Consider the following 14,935-nt stretch of genomic DNA (forward strand, 5'->3'; position numbering starts at 1 on the left):
AGGTGACCGCGCGGACGGCCAGCGTGGGCGCCGGCTGCTGGTCGGCCTACCCCTACATCTGCCGCACCTCCGGCGGATCCGGACCGCCAGGTCCGACCCGGACGAGCGTCGCTGGCTGGCGCTTCGCGACCGGCACTACCTGGGGTTCACCCTCGCATCATCGGTCGCTGCCGACTGCTCCCCGGCGCCATCCCACGATCCCCGGAAGTAGCCGGCTCGAGGCGCACTGACCTGGCCGATCTGCATGCCGCGTAACTCTTGCCCGTTCGACCCTCCGGCCATACGATCCACGGCGTGGTTGAACATGTTCAAGATGGTTCGTTGGGCGGGGTGGGCTCGTGAAGGTCGTCATTCCCGGCGGAACTGGGCAGGTTGGCGCGATTCTGGATCGGGCTTTGACCACACAGGGTCACGATGTCGTGCTGTTGACGCGCTCGCCGAAGAGTGCGCGTCAGGTTTACTGGGACGGCTCCATGCTTGGCCCGTGGGAGAACCAGATAAACGGCAGCGATGTGGTCATCAATCTGGCGGGGCGCAGTGTGAGCTGTCGGTACACCGCGGAGAACCTCGAAGCCATGATGAGCTCACGGGTGGAGTCGGCGCGGGTGGTCGGCGAGGCCATCGCCGGGGCGGCCCGGCCACCCAGATTGTGGATGCAGATGAGCACCGCAACGATTTATGCGCACCGCTTTGACGCTGCCAACGACGAGTACGGCGGACTGATCGGCGGCGACGAGCGCGGAGTGCCCGGGTACTGGGCCTACAGCGTAAACATCGCACGTAACTGGGAGGCTGCGCAGGAACAGGCAGCGACTCCCGATACCCGTAAGATCGCGCTGCGCTCGGCCATGGTGATGAGCCCCGACCGCGGTGGCGTGTTCGACGTGTTGAGCTGGTTGGCGCGGCTCGGACTCGGCGGACCGGTCGCGGGCGGTGGGCAGTACGTCTCATGGATCCACGACCGGGACTTCACCCGCGCCATCCAGTTCCTCATCGAGCGCGACACCCTCACCGGGCCCGTGAACCTGGCCGCACCCGGCCCGTTGCCACAGCGAGAATTCGCGCGGGAATTACGTTCGGCCTGGGGAATGCCGGTCGGCCTGCCGGCCACCAGATGGATGGCCGAGATCGGCGCGTTCGCCATCCAGTCGGACACCGAACTGCTGTTGAAGAGCCGACGAGTCGCCCCGGGACGGCTCGCTGATGCGGGCTTCGCCTTCGACTTTCCGGAGTGGCGGACCGCGGCCGCGGATCTGGTGGTGCGGCATCGCCGAGGCTAAGGGCTTCGCGCCATGGTACAGAGTGAAGCGACCCATTTCGTGACTGAGTGCCGTCCTCGCGGATGAGGTAGATGGCTCACTGATCTGCCACCGTGCCTGCGCGCAGGCAGAGTACGAACCGTCACGCTCGGCGGTTCGGCATCGCCCCGGGTGCCCGGCATCCTGAATTGCCGAGAACCATGCGTCGTACGGATATCAATCCGCGGCGGACGGTGAAGTGGCAGGGCTGGTGCCGTACGGACGGTGGGGTGGTCATTGGCGGCGATTGCCGACAGAAGGAGCTGCTACCGGGGTGCCATTCTCGGCATGATTCTCTGTTCACCGGTGGCGGCCATCGAGTGCATCGCGCCGCTGGCGAGCGGGATCAGCCGGGCCAGGCCCGGCTGTCCGTTACGTCGGGCCAAGTCGGGCCCGAGGCGAGTCATCAGCAGAGTGAGCGCCGGCAGGGGTCGGACGTAGAGGGTGATGTCGCTGATCAGGCCATCGGCGTCCAGGCGCAGCCGCTGGGCTTCGTAGAGACGCGTCGTGCCGATCTGCGCCTCGTAGAAGAGCGCCACGGTACGGCCCTCGGCGACCTGGTCGGTGTAGGTGATCTCATCGATCGCGGCCAGCGCCACTTCGAGCAAGGTGCGTACTTGCCGGTGGCCTTGGAAGGTGAACTGCTCGGTGATCGGCGAGACCAGAGTGACATCAGGGCTGAGGGCGGCGACCGCACCGGCGGCGTCACGGGCCTCGCCGGCGGCCCGCCATGCGGCGACGGCGTCATACGGCTGATCCACGGATACTCCCATCTGTGCTGTGGTTTTCGGAGGGGCTCTGGTATTACACGACCGCTGTCACGTCATGACCGCTGTCGGACTACCACGGTTGGCGGGAACCCAAACTCCACCATGGATGATGCTACGTCGGCCGTGCTGGAGCGGTTCCGCGTCCCTACGATGCTCTGACTCCGAGTGGGCCGGATGCACCCCGCTGATGTCCCAGGCTGTAGGCGATACCCTCGTTTCGACAGATCCCGACATCGGCCAGCGCGCGACACCAGTCACGGGCCCTGACAGTCGCGGCGCGCGCGGACGGCGGGGCAGAAGCGGACGTTGGCCGTAGACCAGGCGTCCCTAATGTTGACGGCACGAAGGAACTCATCGCCCTGATCGACGGCTACCGGGAGTCGACCGGGTCGTGGGCGGACCTGCTGCGTGACTGTGCCCGCCGCGGGATGCGCGCCCCGGTCCTGGCCGCCGGTGACGGCGCGCTGGGGTTCTGGACGGCGTTGCGGGAGGTGTTCCCCACCACCCGGGAGCAGCGCTGCTGGTTCCACAAGATCGGTAACGTGTTGTCGGCGCTGCCGAAGTCCGCCCACCCGGGCGCGAAGAAGGCCCTGGCCGAGATCTGGAACGTTGAGGACCGCGACCACGCCCGCCGTGCCGTGGCGGCGTTCAAGCTGGCCTACGGCGCCAAGTTCGTCAAGGCCGTCGCGAAGGTCACCGACGACCTCGACGAGCTGCTCGCGTTCTACGACTTCCCCGCCGAACACTGGGTGCATCTGCGCACCACCAACCCACCTTGTCGCCCTGGTCCGCTCCGGGGCCAAATTCGAGAACGGCTTCTTGGTCGAGCGCGACGAGACCGTCGCAGCCTGATCACACGTCACCGAACGACACCGATTGACAATTGCTCCCGCCGCTCGTCTACTTGACTCCCGGCTCCTCCAACGCGGGACATTGTCGCCGGCTTGGTATCGGCCACGCTCGCATTCAGCGGCTTCAACCAGATCCAGCGCCTGGCCGTCGCCGATGGCGGCCACCTGGTGATTCACCCCGCAATTGGCTAGGTTGCCCTCACCTCGACCGATTCTCACAGGGGGAGTGGCAGCCGTGCGGCAAGAGCACAAGATCTTCCAGGCGATCGAGGTCGGCGACGGCGGCGACGGGCGGTGGGCCGCCTACGCCCGGACCCTGTGGCAGGAGATGGAGGGCCTGCTGACCGAGGAGGGCCGGACTCCGCAGGGCGCGAACCGTGTTCGGGCGCTGTTCCGTACGCACATGCCGGAACTGGTCCCGGTTCTGGACCGCCTGGCCGGCCAACTCGACCGGCCCGGGGCGGAAGCCTTCCTCACCCACGCGGCACTGCGGCTGTTCACCCAGTCCTGCACCCAGATCGGCCAGAACGGCACTCTGCTGCGCAACTATGACCTACGGCCCGATCAGTGCGAGGGGACCATCGTCTACTCCTGCTTCCTGCGCCCCGTGATCGGGATGCAGGACATGCTGTGGGGCTTGCTGGACGGGATGAACGACGCCGGTCTCGCGGTCTCGCTCACCTGGGGCGGACGTTCCGCCTACGGACGGGGCTTCGCCATTTTCGTCGTGGTGCGCTACCTGCTGGAGACGTGCGACACCGTCGATGAGGCGGTCGGCAGGCTGCGGTCCCTTCCGGTCGCCGTCCCCCAGAACCTCACCCTTGTCGATCCCACCAAGGCGGTGACGGTGTTCGTGGGGCCGGATATGTCACCGACGGTGGCGCCGGATGCCTGCGCCGCCAACCACCAGCACCTGCCGGTGACCGACGAGCAGGAGCGTGCCCTGCGGACGCAGGAGCGGCTGCGCGCCATTCGCGCCGCGGGTGTGGACGACGTGGCGGCGATGCTGAAGCCGCCGCTATACCAATCCGTCGACGAGCAGGGGTTAAGAACGCTCTACACAGCCCACTACCGGCCCGTCGACGGCCGTGTGACGTACTACTGGCCCGGTGAGTCCTGGCAACAGTCCTTCGGCGACTTCACACCCGGATCCCGCACCGTGACCTTGGGCCGGACCAGCTGAGAGGCTTTCCGGACCCCTGCTCACCCTGCATGAAGATCCTGCAAGAACGTGATGTCACCCACCGCTGACAGGCCCTCCCTCGGCCCGCCCCGCCACGGCCACACGATGAACCGGCAGGGGCTCGGCATCGCTCCACCTGTCGGACGCGCGCCTCCCCCAATACGCCCCGACAAGGCGTCTCTCGCTACATAGTCACCAACCACAGGTCTTGACAATTGCTCATCAGCAGGATCAGGAGATGATCCGAGAGGTCGGTGCCGGCACCGAAGGATCGTTGTATCAGCGAGTGTCCGGCGATGCACATCATGAGGGCGACGATCAGTCCGGGTATGACCGCAGCGTAGACGGGTACTGGCCGGCCGCCGAGCAAGGGCAGCGAGCGTGGGAAGACCTCGCCACGGGGCCGGATCAGTCCGAGGGTCAGCCAGGTACCGCCCTCGCCGGCGGCCGCGAGGGCCAGTCCGAAGATGCGGAGACCGGGGTGTTCGGCGAGGGTCTCGGCGCTTTCACCGATAGGCCAGGGCGTTAGCCAGCTCAGCCGGGTCACGACGTACGGCAGTGGGCAGAGAGCGGCAGACCAGGTCAGGATGCGACCCCAGGAGGCTGCGGAGGCCGGTGTCGTCCATGGAGCGCCCGGCCGTCCGCAGGATTGGCAGTGGCCGCGATGGTGCCGCAGGAGGCGTACCAGCACCGCGGCCCAACAGGCGCCGGCCGCCAAGGATCCGAACACGACCAGCGGCCGGTATCCAGTTGGTTCAGCGTCGCGTGCGATGTAACTCAACCACAACAGCAGGGCGCCGAAGGCTATCCCGGTGGCGCCCGCGGCGCTGCCGTTGTGGGGCCTCGCGAGCCTGAACAGGCGGGTGGTCAGCGCGGCGACGATCGCGGCGGGTACTGCCAGCGTCATCAGGTACGCGGTGATGGTGAGCACCCCGCAAGCCGGAACCGGCGCTGTCCGGCCGCGAGACGGAAATCGTCTCCCTGGTCGCTGACGGCCTGACCAACCCCGAAATCGGCGCCGAACTGCACATCACCACCGGAACCGTCAAGACCCACCTCACCAGCATCCAGCGCAAGCTGAAGGTGCGAAACCGCGTCGGTATCGCTCACTGGGCGTGGCAAACACGCACCCGGACGCGGAGGCCAGGAGCACCGGGCGAGCAGCGCTAACTGCGGATCGGCAACCCCAGTCAAGTGAACAGGCTGATCATTCCCGGGTACAGCAACCGCACGGTCATACCAGAGATCATCAGCCCGAGCCGAGAACCCCAGCTCACAGCCGGTGCGACGAGTTACGGCAGGCACACGGCACGACGCCCAGGCCCGGTAGCCGACGCCGCACGCCGCACGCCGCACGCCGCACGCCGCACGCCGCACGAGGAGTTGTAGCTATCTTTCCTTCACGTCAATGGAGACGTAGGTTATTTACCTGCCGTTCAACGGTGGCAGATACCGTCCGGGACCTACCGCGTCCGGACCTGGGGAGGATCGACGTGAACATGAGGGGCCGAACCGCCACCATCCTGGTGATCACGAGCATCGCTGTCGCCGCAGTCGTACCGCCAACCGGCGCGGCTGGAGCGGCGGTCGACGATCCCGCAAAGGACGTCGCCCAGTACCACGCCGGGTTTCCGCTGTTCCGCAGTGCGAACATGTCCTCGCCGGACAAGCTCTCCAGTGGGGTGGGCTTCCACTCTTTCCGGATCCCGGCCGTCGTCCGGACCACCACCGGCCGGATCCTGGCCTTCGCCGAGGGCCGGCGGCACAACAACCGGGACCACGGCGACATCAACCTCGTCTACAAGCGCACAAAGACCACGACGGACCACGGAGCGGCGCCCGGCGACTGGGAGCCCCTCAAGGAGGTCGTGGGCTCGGGCAACGGGACCTGGGGAAACCCGACCGCGGTCGTGGACGGCGCCACCATCTATCTTTTCCTGTCCTGGAACGCGGGCGACCGCAGCCTGAAGGGCGGTGAGGAACTGCCGGACGGCTCCCTGACCAAGAAGATCGATTCCACCGAGGCCGGCCGGCGCCGTCTCTACCTGGTCACCAGCACGAATGACGGCGCGACCTGGTCCCAGCCTCAGGACATGACCTCGCAACTGACGCCGAACGGTTGGTCGTGGGATGCGGTCGGCCCCGGTATCGGTATCAAGCTCACTGCCGGACAGCTGGTGATCCCCGCGAAGGGTCGCAACATCGTCGGCCTGGGCAGTCCGGGCAACCGCAGCTGGTCGTACCAGCTCCTGACCGGCGCGGGAAACGAGGGCACGATCGCCCAGACCCCCGACGGCAACCTCTACCGCAACGATCGGCCAGACTCCGGCACGTACCGCTGGGTTGGCCGCGGCACGTTGAGCGGGTTCGGCACCCTCACCGCCGACGGCGGCCTGCCCGACCCACGGTGCGAAGGTTCGGTGCTGCTCTACAACACCGACTCGCCGGCCCGCACCGTCTTCCTCAACTCGGCGTCGACCACCAGCCGGCGCGAGATGCGGGTGCGAATCAGCTACGACGCCGACGCCCGCAAGTTCAACTACGGCCGCAAGCTGAGCGATGCACCCGTCTCCGGCGTCGGCTACGAGGGCGGCTACTCCAGCATGACAAAGACGGCCGACTTCCGGATCGGCGCACTGGTGGAAACCGACTTCTTCAACGACGGATCAGGAGCGAACTCCTACCGGGCGATCGTGTGGCGCCGGTTCAACCTGTCCTGGATCCTCAACGGCCCCAATAACTGACATTGAACTCGGCCGGGTCGGACGGCGTGCTGACCTGCCGCCGACCCCTCAGGCCACGGTGACCGGATGCCGCACGACAGCGCCGAACAGGTAGCCCTGGGTGTTGTGCGGCACCGTCTCGGGCTGAGTTGCTCCGGTGACGTCGGTGGCCCGCGCCCGCAGTGCGTACACCCCGGAGGCCGGCGGCTTCCAGGAGATCTTCCACCGCTGCCAGCCCTTTCCGACGGTAGAGCCGACCAGACGGGCGCGACGCCACGACGTACCGCCGTCGGTATTCACGACGACCTGCCGTACCGGTCCATTCGCCGACCAGGATCGGCCGCGCAGCACGTACCGCCGCCCCGCCGCGAGTTGGGCGTCCCAGGGCAGTTCGAAGGCGCTCTTGACCACCTGCGGACCCAGCAGCGTGCCCTCCTGCGGGTAGTCCGGCCCGATCAGGCGGTAGAACTGGGTATTCCACGGCGAGAACAGCGGACCGTCGGACACCTCGATCTGGCCGACCCACTTGATCGACGAGATCCCGATCCAGGACGGCACCACCAGCCGGACCGGGAACCCGTGATCCGGCGGCAACGGCTCACCATTCATCTCGTACGCCAGCAGCACGTCGCGCAGCGCCTTGGCCAGCGGCAGCGGGCGGCGCACCGGACCGAGGTTCACTCCCCCGCTGACGAAGTCCGCGTCCAGCCCCTGCGGCATGACGTCGACCGCCGCCGGAGTCAACCCGGCAGCACGCAGCACGGTGGACAGTGGCACCCCGCGCCACCGGGCCACCCCGATCGCACCCAGCTTCCATGGGGTACCGGACACCTGCTGGCCCTGCTGGTTCGTGAAGAAGCTGCGGCCGTTTCCCGCGCACTCCACAAAGGCGGTCAGGGTGCGGGCCGGAAGGGCCCGCAACTGTCGGTAGCTGAACTCGACCGGGTCGGCGGCGGTGGGCGCGCCGGCCAGTCCCGTGCCGAACAACCGCAGCCGCCAGCTCTCCGGGTCGAGCACCGGCGTCTGCGTGTGGTTGCGAACGAAGAACCGGTCGATCGGCACCAGGTACCCCTGACCGAACAGCGCCTCCCACCGCGTTTCGGCGTTGGTGCCGTGCACCTGGAAAAGCTCGGCCGGCAGCGGCTTCAGGATCGGCCCGACTGCTGCCGGTGTCCGGGCCGCCGGCTCGGCGGACGCCATCGGTACGGACGCGAACTGCGACGCCACCAGCGGCAATCCGACACCCCCCGCCAGGCGCATCACGTCACGCCGGGAGAGACCGTGACCCCGAGCTTCTCCGCGCAGCCACTGCCCGAGCCGCAGCCGGTCGTAGGCACCCTCGTTCGTCAACTCGTTCTGGTCCATGTCAGCTTCCCCCTCGGCGGACGGGCGGCTCACCGCAGCCAACCCAAAGGCAGCCTACTTTTCCCATAGCTCTTGTAGGCTATAGGACCACAGGCTCCCCGCGCGAGACCGGAGATCATGCCGTCGGCGGATCCAACCGCGTGCGCAGGCCGAACCCGGGATCAAGCCGGCCTGGGCCGCAGCGGCGTTCACCAGGCCTGGAGGTGAGCTGACCGGCGATCCGTGCTCCCGGCTATCCGGCGTGGTGGTGGAACGTCCGGACCAGGTCCTCGACCCGGGCCCGCAGCTCCAGGAACTCCGGCGTCCGCTTGATCGCCAGTTCGCGCTCCTCGGGCAGCTCCAGCGTGATGTCGGCGGCTATCCGCCCGGGATCGCTGGCCAGCACCACCACCCGCTGACCGAGGAAGACGGCCTCTTCCACGTCGTGGGTGACCATCAGCACGGTCGTGCCGGTGTCCCGCCACACCCGTCGGATGAAAAGTTGCATGTCCTCCTTGGTCTGCACGTCCAGCGCGCCGAACGGCTCGTCGAGGAGCAGGACGTCCGGCTCGCAGGCCAGTGCCCGGGCGATCGCCACCCGTTGGCGCTGCCCGCCGGAGAGTTGTCTCGGCAGGGCCGAGCGGAGTGCGGTCAGCCCGGTCTCCTCCAGATACCAGGCGACCCGGCGGGACCGCTCCGCCCGGTCGATCCGGAGCAGTTCCAGGCCGAACGCGACGTTGCGCTCGACCGTCCGCCAGGGATAGACGGCCCCGCTCTGCAACACCAGGCCACGGTCCGGGCCGGGCCCGAGCACCGGGTTGCCGTCGAGCAGAATCTCCCCGGCCGACGGCCGGTCGAGCCCGGCGACCAGGGACAGCAGCGTGGACTTGCCGGAACCGCTCGCCCCGACCACGCAGACGAACGAGGTACGGGCGATCCGCAGGTCGATGTCGGTCAGTGCGGGTACGGCCCGACCACGTCGCTGGAACTCCCTGCCGACTCCGACGAGTTCGAGCAGCCCGGTCACGGCACCCACCTTCCGATCCGGTCCCGGGTGATCCGCAGCGCCACGTCGGCGGTCACCCCGATCAGGCCGATCACCACCAGGATCGCGAAGATCTTGTCGGTCTGGGTGAAGCGCTGGGCGAGCAGGATCCGCTTGCCCAGTCCCTCCTGGCTGTTGACCAGCTCGGCGACCACGACCAGCCCCCAGGCGGCGGCGAAGTTCACCCGTACCGCGTCGACGATGCCGGGCAGGGCGTACGGCAGGATCACCTTGCCGAGGACCTCACTCCGCCGGGCGCCCAGCGTGTACGACACGTTGACCAGGTCCAGCGGCACCTGTCGGACCGCGTCGGCGACCATCAGCATGTTGAAGAAGACCGTGCCGATGAAGATGAGCGCGATCTTCGGAGACTCCCCGATGCCCAGCCAGATCAGCAGCAACGGCGTGAATGCGGCGGCTGGCAGGTACCGCAGCAGTCCACTGACCGGTTCCAGCGCCGAACGGGCGGCGGTGAAACTGCCCATCGCCACGCCGAGCGGCACCGCCACCGCGACCCCGAGCCCGTACCCGTAGAGGATCCGCCGGACGGTGGCCCAGGCGTCGGTGACGAGTTCCCCACTGCGGGCCATCTCGACTCCGGCCGCCCAGACCGCGCCCGGGGCCGGCAGGAACCGCGGGTCGACGGCCCCGGTGGCGCCGAGCACCAGCCAGGCCAGCAGCGGTACGGCCACCGACGCCAGTACCAGGATGGTGCGGGTCCGGCCGGGCAACGGGGTACGCAGCGCCAGTACCGTTCCCGGCCGCCCGGACGGACGGCGGCGGGGCAGCGACCCGAAGAGTTGCCGGGCGGTCGGCGGACGTTCCGGCGCCGCTCCCCCGGACGGACGCGGCTCGGCGAGGCGTTCCATCTCAGGTCGCCGCTTGTACGAACTTCGGCTCCAGCAGCCCGTCTAGGGACGGCTTGGCCGGGGCCAGTTCGGTCTTCACCAGGAACTCGGCGATCTGGTCGGCCTGGTGGTCCAGGTGGGTGGGGTCGGCACCGGGGGTGAACGCGGCGAGGTTCTGTTCCCGGGTGAAGATGGTGGTGCCGGCGTTGTACGTCTGGTAGTCGGCCTCGCTGACCCCGCCCCGGCGCGCCATGATCGTCACCGCCTCGCCCGGGTTCGCCGTGATCCACTTCAGGGTGTCGAACCAGGTCTGCACGACCTTCTGCACCTCGTCCGGATGGTCGGAGACGAATTCGGTGTCGAAGGCGAGGTGATCGGGAATGGCACCGGGGAAGTCCTTCGACGTCGCGATGGCCCGGCTTCCGGAGCGTCCCAGCGCGGTGGTGGTGAACGGCGCGAACACCCCGACCGCGTCGACCTGGCCGGCCACGAACGCCGCTGCGGCGGCATCGGTGAGCAGCGGGGTCAGGGTGATGTCCCGTTCGGTCAGGCCCGCCTTCTCGAGGGCGAGCAGCAGCAGGTAGTGGTCGACCGTGCCCTGCTCGACCGCGACCTTCCTGCCCCGCAGGTCGGCGACGCTGTTGATGCCGGGCGCCGCGATGATCTGGTCGTTGCCGGTCGAGTTGTCGTTGACCAGGACGATCGTCTGTTTGGCCCCACCGCTGACCGAGGAGAGGGTGTCGTTCAGGGTCTGGCTGTTGGCGTCGAGGTTGCCGGTGCTCAGCGCCTGGAGGCTGTCGGTGTAGCTGTCGAAGTACGTCACCTCCACGGTGACGCCGTTCTCCTTGAACAGTCCCTTCTCCTGCGCGACCTGCCAGGGGAACCAGCCCGGCCAGGCACTGAAGCCGAGCCGTACCGTGGCGGGCTGGCCCGGACGGGCCCCGCCGTCCCCGCCGCAGGCCGCCGTGGCGGCCAGTACGACGACGCACGCCGCGACCGCCAGGAGTTCCGTCAGGTGCCGTCTTCTCATGGCTTTCTCCCAGGCAGATGACCGGCGCGGACGAGGCACCCGAGGGTGTCGCAGATGACCCGGGTGGCGATCAGCGAGGTGATCTCCGCGTTGTCGTACGGCGGAGAGCACTCCACCACCTCGATGCCGGCGAGCGGTCGTTCGGCGATCAGTTGGATGAACTTCAGGACCTCGCGCGGCAGGAAGCCGCCCGGTTCGGGCCAGCCCGTACCGGGGACGAACGCGGCGTCGAGGCAGTCGACGTCGAAGGAAAGCCAGACCGCCTCGGCACCGTCCCAGGCGACCTCCAGGGCCTTCGCGGCGGCGGCCTCGATTCCCATCTCGACGCAGTCGGTGACCGTCATGATCGTGGTGCCGCGCTCCCGGCCGACCTTCACCCCGGGCCGGGGCGCCTGCCAGCCGCCGATGCCGATCTGGACCAGGTTCTTCGGCGGGACGTTGGGGATGTCCGTGGCGTGGAACCACGGCGTGGTGTGCATCCGCTCGTCGAGATCCGTCTCCTGGGTGTCGACGTGCCGGTCGAAGTGGATGATGCCGAGGTTTCCCGACAGGTGCTCGGCCACCCCGCGCACGGTGGGGTAGCCGATCGAGTGGTCGCCGCCGAGCACGACCGGAAAGGCGCCCGAGGCGTAGACGTGGCCGACCGCCTTGGAGATCTGGTCGAAGGTCTTTTCGATGTTGGCCGGGATGGTGAAGATGTCACCGAGGTCGGCGATCGTGATCGATTCCCGCAGGTCGACGCCGAGTTCGAAGCTGTACGGCCCGTACAGCGCGGAGATCTTCCGGATACCCTGGGGGCCGAACCGGGTCCCCGGCCGGTACGTCGTACCGCCGTCGAAGGGGGCGCCGAGCACCGCGACGTCGTACTCGCCGCAGGTGGTGACGTCCTCGACGTAGGGCGCCTTGAGGAAGGTGTTGATTCCGGCGAAGTGCGGTAGCTCGCCGCGGGAGAACGTCGGGATCCGGCGATCCACGATGGAGTCCGCGCCGGGCAGTCCGAGTCGCAGTCCGCGTTCGACCTCCGCCTCCCATCTGGTGGTGGGAAGTTCCGCCTCCCGCTCCACCGCGTAGCGAGCCTCGGGGCCGTAATTGTCGTGCAGCGGCGGGGTCTGCCCGTCCGACTGACCGTGATGATGGTGCGCGAAGCCCATGGGCACCTCCGGAAAGGTCGCCCGGCCGGGAACAGCCGGGTGTTGGCTGTCTCCCGGGCTTTTGTCCCGCCGTGGAACGGTGCCGACAGCGCCGCCGGCCCCGCCTGCGCCTCTCGGACCAGGCCCGCCCCCCTGCGGGGGCGGCGGAACCCTAGGCGCGCCTCAGTGGATGAGTCGTATCGAAACGTAGGGCGCCCGCGTTTCCCGCGTTTTGCCCGCCCGTTGCCGGCAGGTATCGGCCGCGTCTGCGGTCGCTCTCGCGCGCGATGTTATTTAACACTCTGCCCGTTAAGTTATCAACCACCCTACCGAACCCGTGACAACCACTCCGGCCCCACTGACGACCAGAGTCCCCGCTCAACGCGGTCTCCATCGGGGCCCGGCGGGGTGGCTCTCGCGGCAACCGTGATGTTAAGTTAACGTCTACGCCTGTTCATTTGCTCTCGCCGTGGAGGCGGTAATCCTCGATGCGAAAACACCAGCCGGCCGCCGGGCGACTCTGGGCGGGCGTCGACGTCGGCACCCAGAGCCTGCGGGTCCTGCTCGTCGACGGCGCCGGCACCGTCGCCGGGCACGGATCGCAGGCCCTGACCAGCCAGCGGACCGGCGACCGGCACGAACAGGACCCGACCGACTGGTGGTCCGCGCTCGGCGCGGCGTTCCGGCGGGCCCTGCGCGACGTCGAACCGACCCGGGTCGGCGCACTGGCGATCTGCGGCACCTCCGGCACCTTCCTGCTGGCCGGTCCGGACGGCGAGGCCCGGACCCCGGCCCTGATGTACGACGACTCCCGGGCCCAGCGTGAGGCCGAGGACGTCGCGAAAGCCGGCGCCGACGTCTGGGCCGCGCTCGGGTACGCCACCCAACCGTCCTGGGCCCTGCCCAAGCTGCTCTGGCTGCTCCGACACGGCCCGGCCGAGCTTCGCGCGGACCTTGACGCCGGCCGGGTCGCACTGCGGCACTGCGGCGACTACCTCGCCACCCGGTTGACCGGGTCCCCGGTGGCCACCGACTGGAGCACCGCGCTCAAGACGGGGTACGACCCCGACGGCGGGGGCTGGCCGACCGGCGTACTCGACAAGCTCGGGCTCCCCTCCGGCACGCTGCCCCGGGTGGTCCGGCCGGGAACCCGGATCGGCGCACTCGACCCGACCGGGGCCGCCCATACCGGGCTCCCCGTCGGGGTGCCCGTACGGGCCGGCATGACCGACGGCTGTGCCGCCCAGATCGCCGCCGGGGCGCTGGAGGCCGGAAGCTGGAACTCCGTCCTCGGCACCACGCTGGTCCTCAAGGGCGTCACCCCGGTCCGGCTGACCGATCCGGTCGGTGCGGTCTACTCACACCGGCACCCGGACGGCGGCTGGCTGCCGGGCGGGGCGTCGAACGTGGGGGCCGGCGCGCTGGAGGCGAGGTTTCCCGGCGTCGACCGGGCCGGAATGGACCGGGCCGCCGCCGGGTACGAACCGGCCGGCGGGCTCGTCTATCCACTCCGCTCCCCCGGCGAGCGGTTCCCGTTCGTCCGGCCCGCCGCCGAGCCGTTCGAGGTGGGCACCTTCGCCGACGACGCGGACCGGTACGCCGCAGTGCTCCAGGGCGTCGCGTACGTGGAACGGCTCTGCTACGCCCACCTTCGCCGGCTCGGGGCCGACGTCACCGGCCCGCTCTCGCTGACCGGCGGGGCGACCCGCAGCCGGTACTGGTCCCAACTGCGCGCGGACGTACTCGGCCGGGAGGTGACCCTGCCGCGTACCGCCGAACCGGCGTTCGGGATGGCCGTGCTGGCGGCGGCCGGCGACGACAACCTCACCGAGGCGGCCCGCCGGATGGTACGGGTGGCCCGGGTACTGGCGCCCCGGCCCGGCACCCGGGAACGGTTCGCCGAGCCGTACGCCCGGTTCGTCGACGCGCTCGCCGTGCGGGGACACGTCGACGAGGAGTTCGCCACCTACGCCAAGGAGCTGTCGTGACCAGTACGACGCTGGTGCTCGCCCGGCACGGCCGGACCGGTTGGCACCATCCGAACCGGTACGCCGGGCGCAGCGACGTACCGCTCGACACCGTCGGCGAGCGGCAGGCCCAGCAGTTGGCCCGGTGGGCGGCACGGCAGGAGTTCACCGGCCTGGTCTGCTCCCCGTTGCGCCGGGCCCGGGACACGGCCGCCCCGACCGCGACGGCGACCGGCCTGTCCCCGCTGGTGGAGCCTCGGCTGCGGGAACTCGACTTCGGCATCGCCGAGGGCCGTACCCTGACCGACCTGCGCGCCACCGACCCCGAGCTGGTGGCCCGGTTCGAGGCCGATCCGGCGGCCGACCACTTCCCCGAGGGCGAACGGCCGGATCAGGCCGTGTCCCGGGCCCTCGAAGCGCTCACCGCGCTGGCCACCGCCGATCCCGGCGGACGGATTCTGGTGGTCGCGCACAACACGCTGATCCGGCTGGTGACGTGTGCGGTGCTGGGGGTGCCGCTGGCGGAGTACCGCCGCCGGCTGCCGCTGCTCGATCCGGTCGCGACCACCACCCTCCGGTTCCCGGTCCCGGCCGACCGTGCAGGGCTGCACGCCGAGCCGGTGGCGTTGCTGGCCTACAACGTGCCGTTGTGTCGAGGATGGGACGATCCCGACCACGACGACGCCGACCAGAGGAAAACATGAGCGAGCGCAGCGAGCGAATCAGCCAACTCAGGGCGAACGTGC

The 14,935-nt window shown here is 69.2% G+C and carries 13 protein-coding genes, 1 pseudogene and 1 riboswitch; of the genes and pseudogenes, 7 read left to right on the forward strand and 7 right to left on the reverse strand.

Annotated elements, in window-relative coordinates:
* Window positions 1-338: 338 nt before the first annotated feature.
* Window positions 339-1,280 carry a DUF1731 domain-containing protein gene (locus tag H4W31_RS32510; RefSeq protein WP_192770113.1) on the forward strand — a complete coding sequence of 314 codons (942 nt, stop codon included), beginning with the start codon at window positions 339-341 and terminating at the stop codon, window positions 1,278-1,280.
* Window positions 1,281-1,564: 284 nt separating this feature from the next.
* On the opposite strand, the gene H4W31_RS32515 is transcribed toward H4W31_RS32510, so the two are convergent.
* Complete coding sequence (locus H4W31_RS32515) at window positions 1,565-2,059, reverse strand: nuclear transport factor 2 family protein (RefSeq protein WP_192770114.1); 495 nt, start codon at window positions 2,057-2,059, stop codon at window positions 1,565-1,567.
* 344 nt (window positions 2,060-2,403) lie between these two features.
* On the opposite strand from H4W31_RS32515, the pseudogene H4W31_RS32520 reads away from it, so the two are divergent.
* Together H4W31_RS32520 and H4W31_RS32525 are read left to right on the forward strand one after the other, a co-directional pair.
* Window positions 2,404-2,841: pseudogene (locus tag H4W31_RS32520) on the forward strand (transposase); the annotation flags it as partial.
* Window positions 2,842-3,154: 313 nt separating this feature from the next.
* Window positions 3,155-4,102 (forward strand): C45 family autoproteolytic acyltransferase/hydolase, encoded by a 948-nt coding sequence (locus H4W31_RS32525; protein ID WP_192770115.1) that lies wholly within the window; start codon window positions 3,155-3,157, stop codon window positions 4,100-4,102.
* A gap of 184 nt (window positions 4,103-4,286) precedes the next feature.
* Here the strand turns inward: H4W31_RS32525 and H4W31_RS32530 are convergent, their stop codons facing one another.
* Window positions 4,287-5,033: a hypothetical protein gene (locus tag H4W31_RS32530; RefSeq protein ID WP_192770116.1), complete on the reverse strand. Its 747-nt coding sequence runs from the start codon at window positions 5,031-5,033 to the stop codon at window positions 4,287-4,289.
* Window positions 5,034-5,053: 20 nt separating this feature from the next.
* Between H4W31_RS32530 and H4W31_RS32535 the strand changes: the two genes are divergently transcribed.
* Together H4W31_RS32535 and H4W31_RS32540 are read left to right on the forward strand one after the other, a co-directional pair.
* Window positions 5,054-5,272 (forward strand): response regulator transcription factor, encoded by a 219-nt coding sequence (locus H4W31_RS32535; protein ID WP_192772564.1) that lies wholly within the window; start codon window positions 5,054-5,056, stop codon window positions 5,270-5,272.
* A gap of 329 nt (window positions 5,273-5,601) precedes the next feature.
* Window positions 5,602-6,846 (forward strand): exo-alpha-sialidase, encoded by a 1,245-nt coding sequence (locus H4W31_RS32540; protein ID WP_192770117.1) that lies wholly within the window; start codon window positions 5,602-5,604, stop codon window positions 6,844-6,846.
* Between the two features lie 48 nt (window positions 6,847-6,894).
* Here the strand turns inward: H4W31_RS32540 and H4W31_RS32545 are convergent, their stop codons facing one another.
* From H4W31_RS32545 to H4W31_RS32565, 5 genes are all read right to left on the reverse strand, one after another.
* Window positions 6,895-8,190 (reverse strand): sulfite oxidase, encoded by a 1,296-nt coding sequence (locus H4W31_RS32545; RefSeq protein ID WP_192770118.1) that lies wholly within the window; start codon window positions 8,188-8,190, stop codon window positions 6,895-6,897.
* Window positions 8,191-8,422: 232 nt separating this feature from the next.
* Entirely contained in the window at window positions 8,423-9,196 is a 774-nt protein-coding gene (locus H4W31_RS32550) for an ABC transporter ATP-binding protein (protein ID WP_318783533.1), read from the reverse strand.
* Window positions 9,193-10,083, reverse strand: a complete 891-nt coding sequence (locus tag H4W31_RS32555) for an ABC transporter permease (RefSeq protein ID WP_192770120.1) — start codon at window positions 10,081-10,083, stop codon at window positions 9,193-9,195. The genes H4W31_RS32550 and H4W31_RS32555 overlap by 4 nt, the downstream gene beginning before the upstream one ends.
* A 1-nt stretch (window position 10,084) precedes the next feature.
* Window positions 10,085-11,092 carry an ABC transporter substrate-binding protein gene (locus H4W31_RS32560; RefSeq protein WP_192770121.1) on the reverse strand — a complete coding sequence of 336 codons (1,008 nt, stop codon included), beginning with the start codon at window positions 11,090-11,092 and terminating at the stop codon, window positions 10,085-10,087.
* Window positions 11,089-12,243 carry an agmatinase family protein gene (locus H4W31_RS32565; RefSeq protein WP_192770122.1) on the reverse strand — a complete coding sequence of 385 codons (1,155 nt, stop codon included), beginning with the start codon at window positions 12,241-12,243 and terminating at the stop codon, window positions 11,089-11,091. The genes H4W31_RS32560 and H4W31_RS32565 overlap by 4 nt, the downstream gene beginning before the upstream one ends.
* Window positions 12,244-12,291: 48 nt before the next feature.
* Window positions 12,292-12,409, reverse strand: a riboswitch (guanidine-I (ykkC/yxkD leader).
* A gap of 301 nt (window positions 12,410-12,710) precedes the next feature.
* Between H4W31_RS32565 and H4W31_RS32570 the strand changes: the two genes are divergently transcribed.
* The gene (locus tag H4W31_RS32570) at window positions 12,711-14,210 is read left to right on the forward strand and encodes an FGGY-family carbohydrate kinase (protein WP_192770123.1); all 1,500 of its coding nucleotides are present in this window, start codon (window positions 12,711-12,713) and stop codon (window positions 14,208-14,210) included.
* Window positions 14,207-14,893, forward strand: a complete 687-nt coding sequence (locus tag H4W31_RS32575) for a histidine phosphatase family protein (RefSeq protein WP_192770124.1) — start codon at window positions 14,207-14,209, stop codon at window positions 14,891-14,893. The genes H4W31_RS32570 and H4W31_RS32575 overlap by 4 nt, the downstream gene beginning before the upstream one ends.
* Window positions 14,894-14,935 lie beyond the last annotated feature (42 nt).

The organism is Plantactinospora soyae (assembly GCF_014874095.1).
Taxonomy (GTDB): domain Bacteria; phylum Actinomycetota; class Actinomycetes; order Mycobacteriales; family Micromonosporaceae; genus Plantactinospora; species Plantactinospora soyae.